Source organism: Pseudonocardia alaniniphila (assembly GCF_022524485.1).
GTDB classification, from domain to species: Bacteria; Actinomycetota; Actinomycetes; order Mycobacteriales; family Pseudonocardiaceae; genus Pseudonocardia; species Pseudonocardia alaniniphila.
Genome location: NZ_JAKXMK010000043.1, coordinates 58,977 through 80,440 on the forward strand (window position 1 = coordinate 58,977; position 21,464 = coordinate 80,440).

Annotated in this window: 17 protein-coding genes, 1 tRNA gene and 1 pseudogene; 8 read left to right on the top strand and 11 right to left on the bottom strand. The window is 69.7% G+C overall.

Annotated features, from left to right (window positions below):
• Nucleotides 1–228: 228 nt before the first annotated feature.
• Nucleotides 229–3,039: a pyruvate dehydrogenase (acetyl-transferring), homodimeric type gene (gene aceE, locus MMF94_RS37690; RefSeq protein ID WP_241042263.1), complete on the bottom strand. Its 2,811-nt coding sequence runs from the start codon at nt 3,037–3,039 to the stop codon at nt 229–231.
• 182 nt (nt 3,040–3,221) lie between these two features.
• On the opposite strand from aceE, the gene MMF94_RS37695 reads away from it, so the two are divergent.
• The gene (locus MMF94_RS37695; protein ID WP_241042264.1) at nt 3,222–3,656 is read left to right on the top strand and encodes a DUF3052 domain-containing protein; all 435 of its coding nucleotides are present in this window, start codon (nt 3,222–3,224) and stop codon (nt 3,654–3,656) included.
• A gap of 188 nt (nt 3,657–3,844) precedes the next feature.
• Here the strand turns inward: MMF94_RS37695 and MMF94_RS37700 are convergent, their stop codons facing one another.
• Nucleotides 3,845–3,985, bottom strand: a complete 141-nt coding sequence (locus MMF94_RS37700; protein WP_241042265.1) for a hypothetical protein — start codon at nt 3,983–3,985, stop codon at nt 3,845–3,847.
• Nucleotides 3,986–4,285: 300 nt separating this feature from the next.
• Here MMF94_RS37700 and MMF94_RS37705 point away from each other — a divergent pair, with 300 nt between their 5' ends.
• Together MMF94_RS37705 and MMF94_RS37710 are read left to right on the top strand one after the other, a co-directional pair.
• The gene (locus MMF94_RS37705; RefSeq protein WP_241042266.1) at nt 4,286–4,750 is read left to right on the top strand and encodes a peroxiredoxin; all 465 of its coding nucleotides are present in this window, start codon (nt 4,286–4,288) and stop codon (nt 4,748–4,750) included.
• A 38-nt stretch (nt 4,751–4,788) separates the two neighbouring features.
• A tRNA-Val gene (locus MMF94_RS37710) sits at nt 4,789–4,863 on the top strand.
• 195 nt (nt 4,864–5,058) lie between these two features.
• Here the strand turns inward: MMF94_RS37710 and MMF94_RS37715 are convergent.
• Together MMF94_RS37715 and MMF94_RS37720 are read right to left on the bottom strand one after the other, a co-directional pair.
• Nucleotides 5,059–5,724, bottom strand: coding sequence for a maleylpyruvate isomerase family mycothiol-dependent enzyme (locus MMF94_RS37715; RefSeq protein WP_241042267.1), 666 nt, complete (start codon nt 5,722–5,724; stop codon nt 5,059–5,061).
• Nucleotides 5,725–5,783: 59 nt separating this feature from the next.
• Entirely contained in the window at nt 5,784–6,266 is a 483-nt protein-coding gene (locus MMF94_RS37720) for a hypothetical protein (protein WP_241042268.1), read from the bottom strand.
• 215 nt (nt 6,267–6,481) lie between these two features.
• On the opposite strand from MMF94_RS37720, the gene MMF94_RS37725 reads away from it, so the two are divergent.
• A complete protein-coding gene (locus MMF94_RS37725; RefSeq protein WP_241042269.1) occupies nt 6,482–8,056 on the top strand; it encodes an SHOCT domain-containing protein in 1,575 nt (524 codons plus the stop codon).
• 165 nt (nt 8,057–8,221) lie between these two features.
• Nucleotides 8,222–8,638 carry a hypothetical protein gene (locus tag MMF94_RS37730; protein ID WP_241042270.1) on the top strand — a complete coding sequence of 139 codons (417 nt, stop codon included), beginning with the start codon at nt 8,222–8,224 and terminating at the stop codon, nt 8,636–8,638.
• A gap of 39 nt (nt 8,639–8,677) precedes the next feature.
• Here MMF94_RS37730 and MMF94_RS37735 read toward each other — a convergent pair whose 3' ends face one another.
• The 3 genes from MMF94_RS37735 to MMF94_RS37745 all read right to left on the bottom strand — a co-directional run bounded on the left by MMF94_RS37735 (nt 8,678) and on the right by MMF94_RS37745 (nt 12,266).
• On the bottom strand, nt 8,678–9,460 hold the full coding sequence (locus MMF94_RS37735; RefSeq protein ID WP_241042271.1) for a YoaK family protein: 783 nt from the start codon (nt 9,458–9,460) through the stop codon (nt 8,678–8,680).
• Nucleotides 9,461–10,155: 695 nt separating this feature from the next.
• Nucleotides 10,156–11,250 (bottom strand): hypothetical protein, encoded by a 1,095-nt coding sequence (locus MMF94_RS37740; RefSeq protein ID WP_241042272.1) that lies wholly within the window; start codon nt 11,248–11,250, stop codon nt 10,156–10,158.
• A gap of 8 nt (nt 11,251–11,258) precedes the next feature.
• Nucleotides 11,259–12,266: an ABC-2 transporter permease gene (locus MMF94_RS37745; protein WP_241042273.1), complete on the bottom strand. Its 1,008-nt coding sequence runs from the start codon at nt 12,264–12,266 to the stop codon at nt 11,259–11,261.
• 258 nt (nt 12,267–12,524) lie between these two features.
• Between MMF94_RS37745 and MMF94_RS37750 the strand changes: the two genes are divergently transcribed.
• Together MMF94_RS37750 and MMF94_RS37755 are read left to right on the top strand one after the other, a co-directional pair.
• Nucleotides 12,525–13,082, top strand: coding sequence for an OsmC family protein (locus MMF94_RS37750; RefSeq protein WP_241042274.1), 558 nt, complete (start codon nt 12,525–12,527; stop codon nt 13,080–13,082).
• 38 nt (nt 13,083–13,120) lie between these two features.
• Nucleotides 13,121–14,062 (top strand): TIGR03619 family F420-dependent LLM class oxidoreductase, encoded by a 942-nt coding sequence (locus MMF94_RS37755; protein ID WP_241042275.1) that lies wholly within the window; start codon nt 13,121–13,123, stop codon nt 14,060–14,062.
• An 87-nt stretch (nt 14,063–14,149) separates the two neighbouring features.
• Here the strand turns inward: MMF94_RS37755 and MMF94_RS37760 are convergent, their stop codons facing one another.
• Nucleotides 14,150–15,352 carry a PucR family transcriptional regulator gene (locus MMF94_RS37760; RefSeq protein WP_241042276.1) on the bottom strand — a complete coding sequence of 401 codons (1,203 nt, stop codon included), beginning with the start codon at nt 15,350–15,352 and terminating at the stop codon, nt 14,150–14,152.
• Between the two features lie 379 nt (nt 15,353–15,731).
• On the opposite strand from MMF94_RS37760, the pseudogene MMF94_RS37765 reads away from it, so the two are divergent.
• Nucleotides 15,732–17,134 (top strand): annotated as a pseudogene (locus tag MMF94_RS37765) (aldehyde dehydrogenase).
• A 67-nt stretch (nt 17,135–17,201) separates the two neighbouring features.
• Here the strand turns inward: MMF94_RS37765 and MMF94_RS37770 are convergent.
• From MMF94_RS37770 to MMF94_RS37780, 3 genes are all read right to left on the bottom strand, one after another.
• Entirely contained in the window at nt 17,202–19,949 is a 2,748-nt protein-coding gene (locus MMF94_RS37770) for a PEP/pyruvate-binding domain-containing protein (protein WP_241042277.1), read from the bottom strand.
• A 28-nt stretch (nt 19,950–19,977) separates the two neighbouring features.
• Complete coding sequence (locus tag MMF94_RS37775) at nt 19,978–20,616, bottom strand: TetR/AcrR family transcriptional regulator (protein ID WP_241042278.1); 639 nt, start codon at nt 20,614–20,616, stop codon at nt 19,978–19,980.
• A 134-nt stretch (nt 20,617–20,750) separates the two neighbouring features.
• Nucleotides 20,751–20,996: a hypothetical protein gene (locus MMF94_RS37780; protein ID WP_241042279.1), complete on the bottom strand. Its 246-nt coding sequence runs from the start codon at nt 20,994–20,996 to the stop codon at nt 20,751–20,753.
• Between the last annotated feature and the right edge of the window lie 468 nt (nt 20,997–21,464).

Sequence of the window (21,464 nt, forward strand, 5' to 3'; positions counted from 1 at the left end):
ATCGCGCGGAGCGTATCGTGTTCCGGCCCCGCTGCCGAGAGCCAATGACCTGTGTGTTTGTCATGGCGCCGCAGGTGAGGCGCCGTCCGGGTGGTGCGTCAGGGGAGAGTGACGCAACCGGGCGACCGGGTCGCACGCCCTCGGCGACGGGCCGTTCACACAGTGTCGACGGTGCCGGCGAGGGCGTCCTGCCCCGAGGCGTGCATCACACCTCGGGGCAGGACGTCGTCAGGCGACGCCGCTGTCGGTGGTCTGCGGCCCCGCGGCCTGCGGGTCGTCGAGCCGGTACTTGGCCGCCGCCTCGGCCACCTGGCCGCGGTCGAACTCCCCGCGCTCGGCGAGGGCCTCGAGGGCGGCCACCGTGATCGACTCGGCGTCGACGTTGAAGTGCCGCCGCACCGCCGGACGGGTGTCGGACAGCCCGAACCCGTCGGTGCCGAGCGTGGTGAACGGCGCCGGTACCCACTGACGGATCAGGTCGGGCACTGCCCGCATCCAGTCCGACACCGCCACCACAGGTGTGCCGCTGTCGCCGAGGGCACGTGTGACGTACGGCACGTGCTTCGTCTCCTCAGGGTTGATGAGGTTGTGCCGCTCGGCCTCGACCCCGTCGCGACGTAGCTCGCCCCATGAGGTGACCGACCAGACCTCGGCCCCGACCCCCCACTGCTCCGCGAGCATGTCGCGGGCCCGCAGAGCCCACGGCACGGCCACACCGGACGCGAGCAGCCTCACCTGCGGCCCCTCCGCCCGCGGGCTGCCCACGTAGCGGTAGATCCCGCGCAGCAGGCCGTCGACGTCCAGGTCCTGCGGCTCGGCAGGCTGCACGTACGGCTCGTTGTAGACCGTCAGGTAGTAGATGACGTTCTCGCCGCCGAGGGTGCCCTCGTCGTCGGAGGAGCCCTCGCCGTACATGCGCCGGAGCCCGTCCTTGACGATGTGCGCCACCTCGTAGGAGAACGCCGGGTCGTACGCCAGAACGGCCGGGTTGGTGGCCGCGAGCAGCAGCGAGTGGCCGTCGTTGTGCTGTAGTCCCTCACCGGTCAGCGTGGTGCGTCCGGCCGTGGCCCCGACGAGGAACCCGCGGGCCATCTGGTCCGCCGCGGCCCAGATCGAGTCGCCGGTGCGCTGGAAGCCGAACATCGAGTAGAAGACGTAGATCGGGATCATCGGCTGCCCGTGCGTGGCGTACGACGTGCCGGCCGCCGTGAACGAGCCCACGGACCCCGCCTCGTTGATTCCCTCGTGCAGCAGCTGGCCCTGCTCGGACTCGCGGTAGGCGAGCATGAGCGAGGCGTCCACCGAGGTGTACTGCTGCCCGTTCGGGTTGTAGATCTTCTGCGTCGGGAACATCGAGTCCATCCCGAACGTGCGTGCCTCGTCGGGGATGATCGGGACGAACCGGCTGCCCATCTCCTTGTCCTTGACGAGCTCCCGCACCAGCCGGACGAACGCCATGGTGGTGGCGACCTCCTGCTTGCCCGAACCCTTGCGGACCACGTCGTAGACCTTGTCGCCGGGCAGCACGAGCGGCTTCGCCGTGACGCGGCGCGACGGCAGGTTGCCGCCGAGCACGCGACGGCGCTCACGCAGGTACTGGATGGCCTGGTCGTCGTCGCCGGGGTGGTAGTACGGCGGCAGGTACGGGTTCTGCTCCAGCGCCTTGTCCGAGATCGGGATGCGCTGGGAGTCGCGGAAGTTCTTCAGGTCGTCGAGCGAGAGCTTCTTCATCTGGTGCGTGGCGTTGCGCCCCGCGAAGTGCGAGCCGAGGGCGTAACCCTTGATCGTCTTCGCCAGGATGACCGTGGGCTGCCCGTTGTGCTCCAGCGCCGCCGCGTAGGCCGCGTACACCTTGCGGTAGTCGTGGCCGCCGCGCTTGAGGTTCCAGATCTCGGCGTCCGTCATGGGCTCTACCAGCGCCTTCGTGCGGGGGTCGCGGCCGAAGAAGTGGTCGCGGACGTACCCGCCGTCGTTGGCCTTGTAGGTCTGGTAGTCCCCGTCCGGTGTGTTGTTCATCAGGTTGATGAGCGCGCCGTCACGGTCGGCGTGCAGCAGGGCGTCCCACTCACGTCCCCAGATCACCTTGATGACGTTCCAGCCGGCGCCGCGGAAGAACGACTCCAGCTCCTGGATGATCTTCCCGTTGCCCCGCACGGGCCCGTCGAGGCGCTGCAGGTTGGCGTTGACCACGAACGTGAGGTTGTCCAGTCCCTCGGTGGCCGCGATCTGGATGAGACCGCGCGACTCCGGCTCGTCCATCTCGCCGTCGCCGAGGAACGCCCAGACGTGCTGGTCGTCGGTGTTGGAGAAGCCCCGGTCGCCCAGGTAGCGGTTGAACCGCGCCTGCATGATCGCGTTCATCGGGCCGAGCCCCATCGAGACGGTGGGGAACTCCCAGAAGTCCGGCATCAGCCGGGGGTGCGGGTAGGACGGGAGGCCGTGGCCCGGCCCGCCGTGCGACAGCTCCTGCCGGAACCCGTCGAGCCGGTCCTCCGACAGCCGCCCCTCGAGGTACGCGCGGGCATAGATTCCGGGGGACGCGTGGCCCTGGATGTAGATCTGGTCGCCCCCGCCCGGGTGGTCTTTGCCACGGAAGAAGTGGTTGAAACCGACCTCGTAGAGCGTGGCCGAGGACGCGTAGGACGAGATGTGGCCGCCGACGGAGATGCCCGGCCGCTGCGCGCGGTGGACCGTCATGGCGGCGTTCCACCGGATCCAGCGCCGGTAGGTGCGCTCGACCTCCTCGTCGCCGGGGAACCACGGCTCGCGGTCGGTGGGGATCGTGTTGACGTAGTCGGTGCTGGTCAGCGAGGGGACGCCGACGTGGCGTTCCCGTGCCCGCTGGAGCATCCTGAGCATGAGGTAGCGCGCACGTTGCTGGCCCGCGGCATCGAGCACCGCGTCGAAGGAGTCCAGCCACTCCGCGGTCTCCTCGGGGTCGATGTCCGGCAGGTGCGCAGCGAGCCCATCGCGGATGACGTGGACCCGCCGCGGCTGCGTGGGATCATGGTTCGTGCTGTCGCTGGTCTGCCGGGTCAAGGGGTTCTCCCTGGTGGCTCGTGCCGAGTAGACGTCTGAGGTATCCCCTATCGTGCCCCTCGGCATGCGATCTCGTAACGAGTGGTTGCGCGTCGGTGAGTCGTCGTGTTCGGATTCCGCAACCCGATGAGCAGGCCCCGGGCTGTACGCCCGGGTGAGGCACGAGGAAAAGAGGTACACGCGTGGTCGCCGCGGATGATGCCGGACGCACGTCCGACATCGCGGGCAAGCTCGGCGTCGAGCCGGGCATGGTCGTCCAGGAACTCGGTTGGGACGAAGACGTCGACGAAGCGGTGCGTGACGCCGCCGAGGAGAGAGCCGGGGACGAACTGCTCGACGAGGACGCCGTCGAGGTTGTCGACCTCGTCCTCATGTGGTGGCGAGAGGGCGACGGCGACCTCGTCGACGCCCTGGTCGACGCCATCGGCCCGCTTGCCGACAACGGCGTGATCTGGGTGCTCACCCCGAAGACGGGGCGCCCCGGGCACGTCGATCCCAGCGAGATCGCCGAGGCTGCGCCGACGGCTGGGCTGGCGCAGACGTCCAACATCACGGTCAGCGAAGGCTGGACGGGATCTCGGCTTGTGGCACCCAAGGCGGCGAAGTCGCGGCGGTGACCCCACCGCGCAGATGTCTGCGGTCCGGTCACCGCCGGTCATGCAGGCGGTCGCGCCACGAGCCCCCGTCCGGGTCGTCGACGAGGCGATAGACCGGCACGGCCCTGAGCTTCGTGCGAAGCGGCATGCGCTCGGGTTCGTGGCGGCGCAGGCGGCCGGGTGGGCGTTCCCACCCGCCCGCCGCCGTGTCATGCGTTCAGAGCGCCTTCAGCGGCCGTCACGGCGCGTACGGCGGCGTCGGGGTCCACGAGGTCCTCGTCGTCGCCCAGGGCGCGGTCGAGGTGCTCGCGCAGGAGCTCCAGCCGTAGGTTGCGGGCGACGGCGCGCACCGTGGCCTCCCGGGTCGGTGGGCTGCAGTCCGCGAACGCGGCGCAGAGCGTCCGCGAGGAGCCGGGCGATGTGCGGGGACCACCATGTCCGGTCCTCGAGGTGGACGAGCCGCTCCGCCGGTCTCAGGGCCTTCGCGTACCCACGTGCCAGCGACGCTCCCCCGTCCGGCACGGTTGCCAGTCTTCGGCGCGCACTTTCACCGCCGGACCGTCCGTGCTGGGGAAGGCCCGGTCGCGGCTGGGCGGGGCGGGACTAGGCTCGCCATGACCACATCGTTCGAATCCCGAGGAGACCAGCCCATGGCGCCCGAGGTCGGCACCGAGGCCCCTGACTTCAGCCTGAAGGACCAGAACAACCAGGAGGTCACGCTCTCGTCGTTCCGGGGGAAGCGCAACGTCCTGGTGGTCTTCTACCCCTTCGCGTTCTCCGGCATCTGCACGAGCGAGCTGTGCTCCGTCCGCGACGACCTCCCCAACTTCCAGAACGACGACGTGCAGATCCTCGCGATCTCCGTCGACCACCCGTTCACGCTCAAGGCGTGGTCGGATGCACAGGGTTACGACTTCCCGCTGCTGGCTGATTTCTGGCCGCACGGCGAGGTCGCAACGGCGTACGGCGTGTTCAACGACACGCGGGGGATGGCCCTGCGCGGCACCTTCCTCGTGGACAAGGACGGCATCGTGCGGTTCAGCGAGGTCAACCAGCCCGGTGATGCCCGCGACCAGGGGGGCTGGAAGAAGGCTGTGGCGGAGCTGGCCGCCTGACCTTCCCCGGTTCGATCAGCCCGGGTCACCGGGCTCCCGGGCGCGTAGCTCAGCGGAAGAGCACTCGGCTTACACCCGAGCGGTCGCAGGTTCGAACCCTGTCGCGCCCACCAACCTGACCAAGGTGATCGTCGAGTGGAAGGCCACGGCCGCGATCTACGCGAATCCGGTGCTCGTCGAAGAGCTGAGCCGGCCACTCGATGACGACTTCGGGCCGGTTCCGGAGCCGGAGGAACCCTGACGTTGCCGGTGAAGCGGGGTCACCGTGTGGCGCCTTCCACTTCCACGACCAGCGCTGTTGATCGGCCTCACGCTGCCGCGAGGCGCTGGGTGAGGCGGTCGACGCCTGGGCCTGTCAGGTGCGCCAGGGCGGCGGATCGCCCGGCGGCCGCCAGAAGCAGGTTCTCAGCCGTTCCCCGCACCTGCGGCCCGTCGCCCGTCGACCACTCCACGTCGGTCGCGACCAGTTCGAGCCCCGCCACCCGCTTGGGGCCGCCGAGGAAGCGGTTGGGCGCGACGTAAGCCAGGGCCGGTAGCGCGAGGTTCGTTCGCATCTCGTGCGGCCGTGCCAGCGGGCGGGCTATGTCCTGGCCGTGAACGAGCAGGTCCACCAGGGGGTCCATGGGGCCGCTGCCGACGGTCCTGCGGGACGAGTCGGCGCTCTCGCGCAACTGCTCGACGAGCTCTGTGGTGGTGAACCGTGTTGCCCGGTCACGTGCCATCTTCTCTTCCATGCGGTCGAAGCTGCCCCGGGCCTTGATCGCGGACGTGATGATGAACGGGATCGTGGCTCTGGTGGTGAGCGTCAGGTGCGCGACCACCTCGCGCACGGTCCATGCTGAGCACAGGGATTGAACCGTCCATTCGGAGTCGTCCAACCCGTCCAGGTAGTCGCACAGATTCAGCCGCTGGGTTCGCACGGCGGAATCGATCTCGTCCGGCTCCAGGGTGTGACAGCGGTCGGCGTCGTTCACAGCTCGTCCTCCGTTGCGCTCGGTCGCTTCGGAGGTGAGACCGTGAAAACGCGCGCGAATCATCGGGGAAGCGACGACAGGATCTTGACGACCAGAGCATCCGTGAGTTGCAGCCGCGGTGCGTTCTCACGTGCCCGCGCGACGATCTGTCGCGGGCTCAGTCCCATGTCGTGATAGAGCCGGGTGATCTTCTCCTGTTCCGGGGTCCACGGTCGCCGCGGCGCCGGCTGCCTGCGCCGCTGCTGCGGCACTCGGGGACGCGGCGCGGCGGGCGCCCCGGTCGGGCGGTAGTCGAGCCCCACACCGGAGTCCTTCTTCCTGAACTCCCCGGCCTCGCCCCGGCGCCGGATCTCGTCGGCGTCGGCGACCACGAATGTCTCGCCGCTCTTGTTCAGCCCGAAGGCCGTGACGGCCAGACCGCGGTGGTACTGGGCCTGACAGGAATCCTTGGTGCAGTAGCGGTAGCCGAGTTCTGCCCGTTCCTCGGGCATCTTCTCGCCGCAACCGATGCAGATCATTTCTTCGGGAGTCGTTGTGCCCACCTCCGCAGGTGAAACGCCCTATCGGGGTGGGCTGTTCCGCGTCGAAAATTGATCACCGGCAAATGTCGCATCCCCCGTCGTGGGTGATGCGCGTGCCGCGCGCGGGCGTAACAGTCAGCGCGCCTCGCCGAGCTCGTCTCCCGTGTCGGTATCAGGAGCCGGCCCGGGCCGGGGCGTTTCGCGCCATCAGCCGTTGGCGCCCGGAGGTGACACCGATGCGTCGTTTCGGCGTGGGATTGCTGGTACTCGTCAGTGCGCTGCTGCTCGTGCTGTCCAGCACGTCGTTGTGGACACGCCACAACGTCGTGAACACGGACGTCTTCGTGGCGAACGGTCAGAGGATCATCACCGATCCGACCGTCTCCGCCCGGGTGGAGACCCAGGTGGTCGACACGATCATGGCCAAGCCCGAGGTCCAGCAGGCCATCGACCAGGCCGTCTCGGTGCTTCCGCCGAGGCTGCAGGTGTTCCGGCCCTCCGTGGAGGAGGGGACGAGGAACCTGCTGTCCAGGGGCGTGCAGCTGATCCTGACCTCACCCCAGTTCGCCGGGCTGACCGGCGCCGCCCTGCGTACCGCTCAGACGCAGATACTGAACGGCGAACCCGTCGGGCTCACGTTGGGGCAGGCCAAGGCACGGATACCGGCCGAGGACCGGACGGGCCTGGCCGGGCAGGTGATCGACCTGATCCCCGACGATGTGGGCTTCACCGTCCTCACGCCGCAGCAGGCTCCTGGCGTCTACACGGCGCTCAACCTCTTGAAGTCGCTGTGGCTGTGGGTCGGCCTGATCTCGCTCGGCATCCTCGTCGGGGCGCTGGCGCTGTCACGGCAGCGGATGCGGACCCTCCGGGCGTGGGCGGTGACCACAGGGGTGATCGCGTTACTGCTGGTGCTGTCGCTCGGCCTGATCCGTGGACCGCTGCTGGGTGAGGTCAAGCCGGCCAACGCCGAGGCGGCCAACGCGGTCTACCAGGGCATCACCGCCAGCCTGCGCAGCTGGACCCTCTGGCTCGTTCTGATCATGGCCGGGATCACGGCTTTCACGTTGCTCTGGGGCCGGACCGGGATCGTCCGGGCCGTCCGGCGTGGCTACGACGCCGCCCGTGCCAAGGCCGAGCAGCGCTGGACGGCCCGGGCGGCTGCCGCTTCGATGGCCGGAGTGGAAGGGGAAGCCGCCGAGCCGACGCGGTCGTGGCCGACCCGGATCGCGGACGAGAGCAGGGCGTTCGTCGACGGGATGAACCTGCCGGAGCGGCTGGCCGGCCTCGCGGCGTTCCTCCGGCGCAACCTGCGGGCGGTCCGGTGGGCCGGAATCGCGGTCGGAGCCCTGGTGCTGCTGCTGTGGCCTGCACCGTCCCTGTCGGTGTTCATCTGGGTCGTGGCATGCGTCGCTCTGTACATCGGGCTGATCGAGCTCGTACTGGCCGTGGGCGCCCGATCCGAGACCGCCGCCGATGAGGAGACGAGCCAGATTCCCGTCGCCACGAACGGGGGCGTCACCGCAGGCGGCGACGCCGATTCCTCGGCGGTGCTCCCGCCCCCGGCGGCCCGCTCGGGGGTTGGCGCGACGAACGATGGCGCGAAGAATGACGCCGCACCAGGGGAGGCCGGGGAGGCCGCTCAGGCGACCGTCGCGAAGCCCCCGGCCAACCAGCCGATGACGCCGGAGGGCATCTCGGCGATGAGCAGCAAGCTCGACCTGCTCATGCGCCTCGGTGACGCGCGAACCGCAGGCGTCCTGACCGACGAGGAGTTCACCTCGCAGAAGACCCAGCTCCTGACCTCCTGAACACCGAACACGTCCATCGGCGGCCAGTGGAAGGGGGCGACCGCCGTGTGGCGCGGCGAGTTGTCGTCGTGGTTCCTCTTTCGCGGGCATCGGTGGTGAACCGGGCGGGCTGCCACGGCGTAGTGGGGGATGGCCGGATCGTCCGGCGAAATGAAGGGTGTACCTATGTCGCAGATCGAGTCAGCTCGCAGATCCGGGGCCGGGGCGCGGACCGCGCTGCAGGTCACGGCGGTTCTGAGCACCATCGAGGTCCTCTTCCAGGGTGCGACCGCCGGACAGATTCTCAGCGGCACCGGAGCTGCCGAAGGGGTGCACGGCGCCGGTGCGATCGCCTTCCACGTGCTGTCGGCGCTCATGCTGATCTCGGCTGTCATGCTGTGGCGGGCCACGCGTGGGTCGATCTGGCCCACCGTGATCAGCGCCGTGGTGTTCCTGGTCGGCCTGCTGCAGGCCTATCTCGGGGACATCGGAGTGCTCGCCGTCCACGTTCCGCTCGCCCTCGCCCTGACGCTCGGCACCGCCTGGGTGCTGACGTGGTCCTTCCTCGGCGGACGCACGGTCCAGGCCAGGCACAGCGCCTGATCTGCCGGACGTTTCCGTCAGACCCGTAGGTCATCACGATCAGCGGGCGCGCGTCGGCAGCTGTGCGGGTTCCTGCCGCAGCGCCATCGTCGCGATCGCGATCACGACCCCTATCACGAGCGCCGGAAGGAGCGGCGCATAGGGATGGGCATGGTTGAGCATCCAGTCCCCGACGGCGGCACCCACGGCCATGCTCACGACGACTCCGGTCAGCCGGCGTGCCGCCGGGGCTTTGTGGGACCAGGTCGCGATACCGGTTGCCAGGCTGATGAACGTGGCGGTTGCGGCCGTGGTGGAGACGCCCGGCACCCTGAGGAACCGGATGGAGTTCATCTGGACGCCCATCGCGAACGCGCTCAGCGCGACGAGGACGTTCTCCACGTCACTCGTCAGCGAGGAGGCCATCCACACTGCGAGGAAGACGACCTGCACGATCAGGCCGACCCCCAGCGCGATGGACACGCGGCGCGGCCACACCTGGAAGACCTCGTGGTCCTCCACCTCGTCGTCGCCGTCGAACGCCTGCAGGATCCGCACGGCCGCCATCGCCCCCACCGCGAACGCGACGAGCGAGATGATCACCCGCACTGTGTCGGGCCCATCGGGCGGGCGAGTTCCTGCGATACCGAGTCCGAGGAAGACGATGTTCCCGGTCTGGAACGCCGTGAAGACCTTTCCGAAGGAGAGGAAGCAGATCGACTCGTAGATTCCTGATGCGAAGGCCAACGCCACGAGCAGCCGGTCGCGAACCGCGATGAGAGCAGGCGACGCGTACGCGGCGGCCTGATCCACGATCCGTTCGGCGGACGGCTCGAGAGGCATGGCACCACCTGGTGCGGTCAACCGATTCCACCTCGCTCGGGAAATGCGAGTGGTGCCGGGTAACGTGTTCCGCTGTGTCCGGGTACATCCCGCGAGGGTGGATCGATCCGGCCGATGTTCGACGACGTCGTCTTGTGCATGTCGCACACGGTGCATCTCCCGTAATTCGAGTGTCAAGGACCACTCGGGATTCCGTGAGACTGTTGTAAGAGGCCTTCTCGGGCCGCTGGGGCGAACCAGTTGGTGACAGGTTGAGTGAATCGTTCCCGAAACGTCAGCTCGGGTATCTTCGGACAACGAGCTCGACTCGCATCGATTCCGGCCTGAACCGGGACCACGGCGGAAGCCGGGCGTAGACGGGCCCGGCACCGGGCAGCTGCCGGGCCGGGGACGGCGGACGGGATCGACAACGCCGTGGCCACGCTCGCCGCGCGCCGGCAGTGGACGGCATGACGGCGGATCGCTGCGGAACCGTTCCTGTATCTGCTGAGGATGGCGCTCGCGCTGCTTGCGGCACAAATGGCGTGAGCTATTACAGGATCATTGTGCGATGTCCCGTACGGCCGTGCGCATCTCGGTCGACGTCCGCTCGGGTCGCGCACTGTGGAACAGGAACACTGCGGAACAGGAATACGGCCCAACAGAGCGTCGCCCAGCCGGTCAGGACGAGGAAAGAGAAGGCGTGCTGTCCGGCGTCAGATACGGGGCCGCGACCGGCGACGTGCGATCGGCAGGCGCTGGAACGGAAGGGCGCGGTCGGACGACCACGGCGCAGGCGGGGCCATGCACAGCGATGCGAAGCGCAACAGCAGCGCGTCGTAGTTCACCCGCCAGCCCACGAAGTCGCGCCATGCCCGGTCGCGGTCGGGCTTGAGGGTGGCACCGGCGTCACTCAGCCGTCGGCACGCGGCGTCGTACTCGGCGCGCGTGACCGAGATGGCGCCGTCCGGCGCCGGATCGGGGTCGTACGGCATGGCGAAGAAGTCACCGATGTTCTGCAGCGCCAGGTAGCCGGAACGGATGCAGAGTGCCGCGGACGGCTGTTTGGGCACGTCCAGGGTGGACGACACGAGCGCCGCCGCATCGAGCACCGTGCCGGCCGCGATCACCCACGACCGCTCGGGCTGCGGCGAGCGGAAGAACACCAGCGTCGGCGTCGACGTGTGCGTCTCCGCGATGTCGGCGAACCAGCGGCCCCACTCCTGCCAGAACGCATCGAGCTCGCCGATCCCGTCGATGCGGGCGAGCCGTTCGAGTAGCTCCACCGCCGATGGCGGGCTTCCGGCCTGGGTGTCGAGCGAGGTGACCATGAGCTCGCGGCGGGAGAACGAGGAGTACGTCGACGGAAGGTAGGACACCACCAGCGCGAGCAGGCCCAGCCCGAGAATCGCCTCGGAGAACGTCAGGATCGCACCGACCGTGTCGGTCGGCGTGCGGAAGCCGAGCGTGAGGAGGGAGGAGCCGCTCTCCAGGAACGCCTCCCAGAGCGGGTGCGCGCCCAGCGACCAGTAGATCGCCATGAAACCGATCGTGACGAGCGCGAGCCACACCACCGGAAGTGCGAGCAGGCCGAAGGGTGCGTACAGGGCCATCACCCGGTCACGGGACAGGTAGTCGCGGCGGCGCCACAGCGCGACGGTGAAGAACGCGCGTACTCCGGCGAACACCCACCGGGTGATCAGGACGGGGGCGGCGCGGGGAACGACCACGGTCTTCACTGCCGAGACCAGTGTCAGCAGGACACAGGCCGCGCCGGCCAGCCCCACCATGACGGCGACGGCGATATGCATGCCTGACGTCAACCCCTCTGCGCTTGCTTTCGGTGGCAGCGGAACACGAACACAGCGGAGCACACCGCCGCCCACACGATGAGGACGATGAAGGGGAACGCGTGTTGGTTCGCGCCGAAGTAGATGGCGGTGTGCTGGGCGTTCACCGCGGCGCCAGGTGGCAGCCACTGGCCCACGGCGGCGAACAGCGACGGCAGCAGGGGCCAGGCCACCGCACCGCCGGACGAGGCGTTGCCGAGCATCACCAGCAGAACCCACGTCGGCGCGATCGCCCACCGCCCGATCAGGGAGGTGAACATGTGGAAGACCACGCCGCAGGTGAACATCGTCAGCGACAGGATCAGCCACGACTCGGGCAGCGGCAGCCGCAGTGTTCCCAGCACCCAGTCGACGACCGTGATGATCGCCAGTCCGCCCAGCACGGCAAAGCCTGCGGTGAAGGCCAGTGTCTGTCCGGGCCCCAAGCGGGCCGCGTGCACGGTGAGCTGGGTGGCTCCCACGAAGCCCACCACCACGGACGCCAACGTGATGTAGAAGATGGCCAGTCCGTGCGGGTCGCCCGGCTGCAGGGGGTTGATGTCCCGCACGGTCAGGTGGGCGCCCACGGACGCGCTGACCGCCGGAGTGACCTGCGCCAGCAGCTGCGCGACGGTGGCACCCGAGGCGCTGGACACGTCCAGCTCGGGACCCTCCGGCCGCAGCTGCAGGATGGCGAACACCTCCTGCCGGTCGACGGCCTCCCTGGCCTGCTCGTAGGAGTCGTACTGCTGCAGGCGCAGCGAGGCGCCGGTTGCCCGGTCCATGCCTTCGACGAACGCGACGTGCGTGGCCTCCGAGGTCGAGGTGCCCGTGACGGCGATGGGGATGTCGTGCGGGGTCGGATCGGCCATCGCGTAGGTGTAGGCACCTGCGAACAGGCCTGCCGCGAGGGCGGCGACCAGAATGATCACCGTGCCGGGAAGGAACGGTGATCGGGAAAATGTCTCCCAACGCTCCCTGACCGAATCCTCGACCATGTAATCCCCTCCGGTGCGACTGTCCCCCGCCGTCAGACTGCCGGAGCGGTCACATTCGCGGCCAGCGCTGGCTCACCGGGTTCCGGGCATCGGCACGGCGTCCCCGCCGGCCGGCAGAGCGCCGGCCCCTCCGAAACCGGACAGTGTGATCCCACAGTCTGGCGGAGAAAACTCTTGGACGGTCTCCAGTGACGTCAATTCGGTCCGCTAGCAGAGTTGTGGTGAAAGGTTCTCCGACCGCGACTGATGAAGGAAACCATGGGCGAACACGAAATGATCGATCGGCAGGCCGTCGAGGCCACCACCGACGCCGTACGTAATGATCCGGGACTCGCCCGGGTCACGTTCGCGGTCGCGGGCCAGTGGGCTGGTGGGTTTCGGATCGACTCCACAACCGGAAAGCTTCGCCAGGGTGATTCGACCGACGCGTCGCGGACCGGGCGGTTCACGATGTCCAGCGACGAGCCGACCTCGCTGCTCGGCGCGGACACCGCCGCTTCGCCCGGCGAGTACGTCGCCCAGGCCCTCGCCGGTTGCTACACAGCGACGCTGGTCACGAACGCGACAGCCCTGGGAATCGGCGTCCGCTCGATGGCGGTGGAGGTCGAGGTCGACTTCGACCTCCGGGGTTTCCTGGGGCTCGCATCCGATGCGCCGGTCGGAGCGAGCGAGGTACGCGTGCAGGTGAGGCTGGATGCGCCGGGGCACGCCCCCGATGAGCTTCGCAAGCTGATCGCCGTGGTCGAAAGCCGCTCGCCCATCCGAGACACGTTGGTCCGAGCCGTACCCGTGGCCACCACGCTGCAGATCGCCTGACGAAGGGTCCGGGACCGGACCGGAGAGGGAAGCGACCGATGAAATTAGGTCTTCGGCTCCCGCAGCGCACGGGAGTGAACCTGCAGAACGACATCGTCGAGGCGGCCCGGAGGGCTGAGGCCGCGGGCTACACGAGTCTGTGGACGTACGAGCGTCTGCTCTTTCCGATCGAGCCCCGGGAGAGCTACTTCGGTCAGCCGTGGCCCGAGCCCCAGCAACAGGCCGCGGACCCACTGGCCGTGCTCACGGCCGCCGCGGTCGTCACGACGAAGGCCCGGCTGGGCACCGCGGTGCTGGTGGCCCCTGCACACGCGCCCTTTCAGCTGGCCAAGAGCCTGGCCACGATCGACCGGATCAGCGGCGGCCGGCTGATCGCCGGTCTCGGCAGCGGCTGGTCCACCGACGAGCTGCAGGCGACCGGGGCCACGCGGGCGGACCGCGGCCGTTTCGTGGACGAGCTGCTGGACGTGTTCGACGCAGTCTGGGGCCCGGACCCGGTCACCTACCGGGGCAGGCGCGCCGTCATCGAGAACGCCCTCGTGCTGCCCAAGCCGGTTTCGAAGATCCCGGTGATGTTCGGGGGAGGCGCCACGGCGTCGACGCTGGAGCGCATCGCCACGCGGTCCGACGGGTGGTTGTCGGTCGCCGACGCGAGTGGGCTCGAGGCCACCGCCCGGACCTGGAACGAGATCCGTGACCTGGCCGCCCAGCGCGGCCGTGACGTGGACCGGATGGAGCACATCGTCGTCGGGAACGTCACGTTCACTCCGCAGCCGCAGGGCCGGGATCGCGTGCCGTTCATCGGCAGCCTCGACGAAGTTGTGGAGGACATCGTCACGGCGATCGCGCTCGGCGCGGACGAGGTCATCATCGATCTCAATCTCCAGAAGTGGTTCACCGACACGGGCCGGATGCTCGACACCGCTGAAGAGCTCCTTTCTCGTGCCCGGGATGAGGTTCCTGGGTCCCCTTCCCCGTAGCCGAGGCCACGGACGCCGTCGCGTCCGTGGTTCAAGACCGCCGCAGCCGGGGACGAGGCCCCCCACACCCGTCCCCGGCTGCCGTGGTCACTCGGGCTTGGCGACTTGCCCCGCGCCGTCGTAGGTTCCGAAGGCCCGGCAGGCCTGGATGAACTGGATGTCTGCCAGGACCATCGGGTTACGAAGGTCGAGGCCGCTGACGCTGCGGGCCGCGGTGATCCGGTAGTAGATGGTGTTCGCGTGGACCCGTAGGGCACTGGCGGCACCGGAGATGCTTCCGTGGGACTGCGTCAGGGCCTCGGCGGTGCGCACCCACTCATGGCCTGACCTGGCGTCCTCGGCCAGCAGGGTGGTGAGCGCAGGGGGAACGTCCTCGGCATTCAGGTCGACCTGCAGCGCGGCGATCTGCACGAGCGAGAGCGCACCGAAGTCCACCAGACGCGTTGTCGGGCCGGCTCCCCGGAGAGCCAGCTCGGCCTGCCTGTTGGGTACCGCGAGGTTTCCGGTGATGGGCCACGGACGGCTGACGCCGACGCGCACGGTGGGCTCGAGCCGATCCGCAAGGCTCGCAAGACTCTCCCTTGTGCGTTCGTCGTGCGGCAGGCAGAGGATCAGGCGCCCGTCGGACACCGTCCACGGCAGGCGACGGGTGTGTGCCTGGATGTCCCGGACCAACGGCTCGAACCTCGATGACGGCTCGGCCGGGTCGTTCGGTCCCGTGCCGGTGAACGAGAACCGCGCGATGAGCACCTTCTCCGACCGGATGCCCAGCACCTTCAGCATGGTGGCGGTCTCATCCGACGCCCGGCCGTCGAGAAGCGCGTCGAGCGACGCGTGACGGCACACGAGTTCGCTCGCGCGCAGCTCGCTCTGGGTTTCGAAGAAGGCGTCCATGCCGGCGCCCACGTAGCGTTCGTGGACGGCGAGCAACTCGTTCCAGACGGCCAGTCCGTCGCCTTGCAGATCGAATTCTGTGGGGCACTTCGTGGTCAACCAGACCCAGAGTTCGTGGTTCAGGACCCGCCACCAATGGGCGAGTGTCCCGCCGTCGATGCCGCGCAGGGCGAGTTGGCGTGCGTACTCGATGAGTGAGTGGTCGATCTCGTTGCGCTTGCCTTCCACATGCTCGATGAAGCTCCGCAAGGCAAGGCTCGCCGGGCACCGAAGGTCCTCGTCGAAATCGGCATATGCCGGAATCGCCGCAAGCGCCGCCTCGGAGACGTGATCGGCTATCTCGGGAAGGTGGCGATGAAGTGTGGCGAGCAGAATCTCTCGGGTGGCCCTGGCCATTTCGGCAAGTTACATAGCGCGGCAGGACCCGGCATCTCAACGTGTCCGGACCCACCTCGTCCCCGGCCTCGTCATCCCGGTGGTGGTCGCCGGTGCTCCGCCCGCCGCTGGTGATCCGGAGAGTCTGAGCCCGCGCGGCGGTGACCGGCTCTGGTCGCTGCGCGATCACGACTGAGCCCTGACGGGGCGGGCGTGAGCCGTCTACTCTCGGGCAAGATTCCGCAGATGCGGGTCTGATTGCCAGATATCTCCGTAGGCACGGTGATAGCTGGCCGGAGGGAGATCGGGCATGAGCGTCACCAGTGACACGAGGGCACCGCTGCGGCGCCCCGACCGGTTCTTCATCGACGGGGAGTGGGCCGCCCCCTCGTCGGGAGCCATGATCGACGTGATCGAGCCGACCACCGAGGAGCTGTTCTTCCAGGTCGCGGAGGCCAGGGAGGCCGACATCTCGGCGGCCGTCGCAGCGGCCCGGAAGGCCTTCGACAGCGGCCCCTGGCCGCGGATGTCACACGAGGAGCGCGCCGGGTACCTGCGGGCGGTCGCTGCGGCGATCGGCAGGCGGGCCGAGGACGCCAGCCAGATCTGGCCGCGCGAGTCCGGCATCCTGTACGCGACTGCACGCGCCGGCATCGGCGGCATCCCGAAGACCTACGAGTTCTACGCAGACCTCGCGGCGGACTATCCGTTCGAGACGCCCAGGGAGCCCGTGGCGGGCGGCAAGTTCGGGCTGCTGGTTCGCGAGGCCGTCGGGGTCGTCGGGGCGATCATTCCCTGGAACGCCCCGATGGCGCTCATCGCGCACAAGCTGGCGCCCGCGCTGCTCGCCGGGTGCACGGTGGTGCTGAAGTGCTCTCCCGAGGCACCGGGGGCCGGTTACCTCATGGCGGAGATCGCCGAGGAGGTCGGGCTGCCGGCCGGGTGCTCAACGTCGTCACGGCCGATCGCGAGGTCTCCGAACTGCTGGTGCGCGACCCCCGCGTCGACAAGATCGCGTTCACCGGGTCGACGGCGGCGGGGCGGCGCATCGCCTCGCTGTGCGGCGAGCGGATCGCACGCTTCACGCTCGAGCTGGGCGGGAAGTCGGCCGCGGTGATCCTCGACGACATGGACCTGGGCCGGGCGGCCGAGGTCCTCTCGAGTGCCGAGTGCCGCCTCACCGGCCAGGTGTGCGCGTCGTTGACCCGCATCGTCGTCACCCGCAAGCGCCACGGCGAGCTCGTCGAGGCGCTCTCCTCGACCTTCTCGCAGGTGCAGGTCGGCGACCCGTTCGACGACAGCACCCAGATGGGCCCGCTGGCGATGCGGCGCCAGCGCGACCGGGTGGAGGGCTACATCGCGAAGGGGATCGAGGAGGGAGCGGTGCTGGCCACGGGCGGTGGCCGGCCCGAGCACCTGCACCGCGGGTTCTTCGTCGAGCCGACGGTGTTCGCGAACGTCGACAACTCCTCCACCATCGCGCGTGAGGAGATCTTCGGCCCGGTGCTGACCGTGATCCCGGCCGAGGACGAGGAGGACGCCGTCGCGATCGCGAACGACACGATCTACGGGCTCAATGCCTCGGTGTTCACCAACGACGTCGACCGGGCGCGGCACGTCGCACGGCAGCTGCGGTCCGGCACTGTCGGGCACAACGCGTTCCGCATGGAGCTCAGCATCGGCTTCGGCGGGTTCAAGCAGTCCGGGATCGGACGCGAGGGCGGCCGTGAAGGACTGCTGCCCTACCTCGAGTCGAAGACCGTGATCCTCGAGGACGTGCCCACCGACTACCGCACGAAGTAGCCGCCGCACCCGACGGTCACCCCACACGGTGCAGGTGTGCGGTGACCGTCAGGGTGTGCGGCCGGGCTCAGCGTCGGCGCCGCCGACGGCGGGCGAGAACGAGTGCCGCCACGCCGGTCAGTGCAGCTGCGGCGAGCGCGGGCCCCCGCCGGGACGCCGGTCGGTCACCCGTGGGCGGCGCTGCGTCGTCGTCCCCGGCCTCGTCGAGCAGGGTCACCGTGCCCGCGTCGCCGTCCACGCGGATCTGCGAGCCGTCCGCGATGCGCCGGGTGGCCACGCCGGTGCCGAGCACGGCGGGGATGCCGTACTCGCGAGCCACGATCGAGCTGTGGGACAGCGGTCCGCCGACGTCGGTGACCACGCCGGACGCCATGGCGAACAGCGACGTCCATGCCGGAGTGGTGATGCTCGCGACGAGGACGTCCCCCGGCCTCATCCGGCTGAAGTCCTCCGGGCCGCCGAGCACGCGGGCAGTGGCCGTCACCTGCCCTGTGCTGGCGCCGGTGCCGCGCAGGACCGGGCCCGCCTGGTCGGCCGACGCCGCGGGCATCATGCTCTCCCAGCGTTCCCACGAGGTGCCCTGCGGCAGGATCTGCGGCGGCGTGACCCGCCGCTGCCCGCGCCAGAGGGCCTTGCGCTCCTCGACGGCCTCGCCGAGCGGTCTGGCTTCGCCGAGCACCTCCTCGCGGCGTAGCCAGAACACGTCGTCGGCACGGTCGATCGTCCCGGCCGCCACGAGCCGCTCGCCCAGCTCGCGCAGCATCCGGCGCAGCTGCGGCCAGGCCAGGCCGATGTCGGCGAGCGCGTCCTCGCGGACCGGCGCGATGCCCTGCGCCCACCGGAGCAGCCGGGTGAACGTGGCGCGCCGCGGCGCGTCCAGCCGCGCGAGCACGGCCGCCGTCGCCTCCTCACGGCGCGCGCTGGTGCGGCGCTGCCGCTCGTACGGGTCGGGGCCACCACCGCTCGACGCGTCGGCCGACGACGAGTCGAACCGGCCCAGGTAGAAGCGGAGCGTGTCCAGCAGCGGGGCGGGGTCGTCGGCCGGCACGGCGTTGTGGAAGTCGAGGTTGTAGACGGTGTGCCCGTAGCGGTCGAGATGCGCCCGGAACCGGCCCCGCCAGTCCTGCCAGGTTGCCGCGTCGACGCCGGGGGGTGTTCCGTCGCCGCCGAACAGGCCGACGACGTCCGGCGACGCCGTCGTGCGCAGGTACTCCGCGAGGCCCGGGTGTTCGCGGACCCACGTCCCGAGGTCGTAGAGCGACTTCTCCGCCTGGATCGGCGCGCTGTCGAAGCCGAGCAGGAACGTCGCGGCAGGAGGGTCGCCGGCGCGGCGGACCAGCCGCTCGTAGAACTGCGTGAAGGTCACCTCGCTGCCGGCGGCGATCGGGATGATCGTCTGCACCGCCGTGTAGTACTCCGTGCCCGCGTCGAGCAGCTCGCCGACGCCCGCCATCAGCTCGGGCACGGTGAGCCCGTCCAGCGGTCGTGCCGCCCAGCGTTCGACGACCCGCTGGTAGCGGGGGTGGGAGTACATGCGCCATCGCGCCTGTGCGCCCTTGTTGCCGGACGCCGTCAGGAGCTTGAGGACTGCCGGGCTGCGCAGCATGATCCGCGTGAGCCCCGCGCGGGTGTACCGGTAGTAGGCGTAGCCGTTGACCGTGGGCATGCTGATGTCGCCGTCGCGCACCACGTCCGCACCGAGGAACTCGCGGAAGAGGGCCTGCAGCGACCGCGTGACCGAGGAGTCGACGAGGTCGGCGAAGAGCGGCGAGAGCGGGTCGGGCAGCTGCTCGACGATGCTCGCTCGCATGTAGTAGGCGATCTTGGGATCCGGCACCGACCAGTCGGTGGGCGCGTCGGCCTCCGGCTCCGGGAGCGCCGTGATCGGCCGGGCCTGCACGATCCAGACCTCGCTGCCCGCGCGCGCCCACTCGACGTCCTGCGGTGCGCCGAAATGGTCCTGGATCCGAGCGCCCAGCCGGGCCAGGGCGGCGGCGCCGTCGTCGTCGAGCACCTGGCGGGCTCGCTGCCCCGCGGGCACGGCCCGCTCCTCGGTGCCCTGCTCGGTGGCGACCGTCATCACCGCTTTCTCCGCCGTGGTGCGGGAGCGCACGCGCCCGCTCGGCAGTTCCACGATGACGTCGTCGGTGGTGACCGATCCGCTGACGACGGACTCGCCGAGGCCCCACGCGGCCGAGACCACCGTCTCGTTGCGCCGTCCGTTGGTGGGGTTGGCCGTGAACATGACCCCTGCGGCGTCGGCGTCGACCATCCGCTGCACGACGACGGCGAGCGCCACCATGGACGGGTCGATGCCCTGGCGTGCCCGGTAGGCCATCGCTCGCGCCGTCCAGAGCGACGCCCAGCAGTCCCGCACGGCCGCCAGCAGCGCGTCGGTGCCGCTGACGTTGAGGTAGGTGTCCTGCTGACCGGCGAAGCTCGCGCCCTCGAGATCCTCGGCGGTGGCCGACGAACGGACCGCGACCGGGGCGTCACCGAGCAGCAGCCGGGCGTCGAGCACCTCCTTCGCCACCGCGTCGGGCACCGCCGCCGAGCGGAACAGCTCGCGGATGCGTGCCGACGGTTCCTCGTACGCTCCAGGTTCCGCGTCGGCGGGCAGCGCGGCGAGGCCGAGCACCTGGTCGCCGATCCCGCTCGACGCGACGAACTCGCGGTATGCCGTCGTGGTCAGCACGAACCCCGGCGGCACGGGCAGCCCGGCCCGCGTGAGCTCGCCGAGGTTCGCGCCCTTGCCACCGGCGACGTCCACGTCGTCGCGGCCCAGTTCGTCGAAACTTCGAATGATCCTTTCCACGTGCCCCCCTTGACTGTGGTGGTGGTTCTCAGGCGTTACGGGGCTCGGGGAGAGCGGCCAGGATCTTGGCCGCGTCCTCCGTGCTCAGCATGGCGTGGGAGTAGATGTCGATCAGCGTGCGCGCGAGCAGCAGGTCGCCGTCCGGGCTGAACACCTCGACGCCGATGGCGCGCGACAGGTGCTCGTGCAGGACGGAGACGGACAAGGCCATCGCGGTGACCACCGCGGCGCGCGTGCGGCGATCGACGCCGGGAGGATCGGGCCGGGCGGCGTCGGCCTCCGCGAGCCATTGCTCGCTCAGCTCGACCATCGCGTCGAACAGCGCCGAGGCGGAGCCCTCGGCCAGGGCGCGCGCCATGTAGCGCTGGTAGGGCCCTATCGCGGCGCGGGCGCTGGCCACGTGGTTGACGCGGCTGGTCGTGTAGTCGGACCGGACCTGGTCGTTGAGCCTGCGGATCACCGATGCCAGGTGCGCGTCGCACGCCTCGCGCAGGGCCTGCTTCGAGCCGAAGTGGTGGCGTACCAGCCCGGACGACACGCCTGCCGCCTCGGCGATCCCACGGATCGTGGCCCGGTCGAACCCGTACTCGCCGAAATGCAGCAGCGCGGCGTCCCTGATGCGGGCGCGTGCGGTGAGGTCCGCAGGATCGATTCCGGGTGACGCCACACTTCCCCCTGCACGCGCGAACGGCTGACTGTACGTGGAGACAGTACGCTACACGCGCGTGTAGCCGCTAGATGTCCTGACCACAGAGGTTGGGTACGACGCGCCCGCGCGATGCCGATCGGGCACCGCGGGGCTCAGAGATAGGACTCGTAGTCCGGTTGTGCCGCCCAGAAGTACTCGGGTCCGAGTTCCTCGCCGAGCCGTCCCTTGATGCGGGAGTAGAGCGCCAGGGCCGCCGACCAGGGCCGCGCACAAGCGACGATGTCGGCCAGGTTGCCATCGTCGAACCTCAGGACGCACGCGATCGACACCGGCTGCCCCGTGATGTCGCCTGCCGCCGCCCGCGCTCGGCGCCCACGGGGCCGACTCGCCGTCCCCATGATCACCGGTTCGGGGTCGAGAACGGGGTCATGCCCTGCAACGGGGCCCGAAATGATGATCACGAGTTCCCCGACGACGCCTCGGACAGGACGGCGACTCCCGGCCCGGTATCCCCTGTTGGCGACGGGACGCCGCCGATTTCTGACGGGTCGGGGGCGGCGGGTGCGGCATGATCATCAGTTGGGGGCCGGGAGCCGGGTGATGCCCTGCCGCACGGCCCGAAAAGTTGATCAACGCCCGCGCAGGCCGGCGAGAAGCCGGGTCCAGGGGCAATCGTCGCCTCGGCATCACCCCGGGCAGTGCAGCGCCGCCGATTCCGGACGATGGACCACCAAGACCCGGGGCCAGGGGTACCGGACTCCACATGATCACCGGTTCGGAACCAGCAGCCGGGCCATGCCCTGCCGCGCGGCCCGAAGAATTGATCAACGCCGGCAGGGCGACCAGATGCCAGGGCGGGGGCCGAA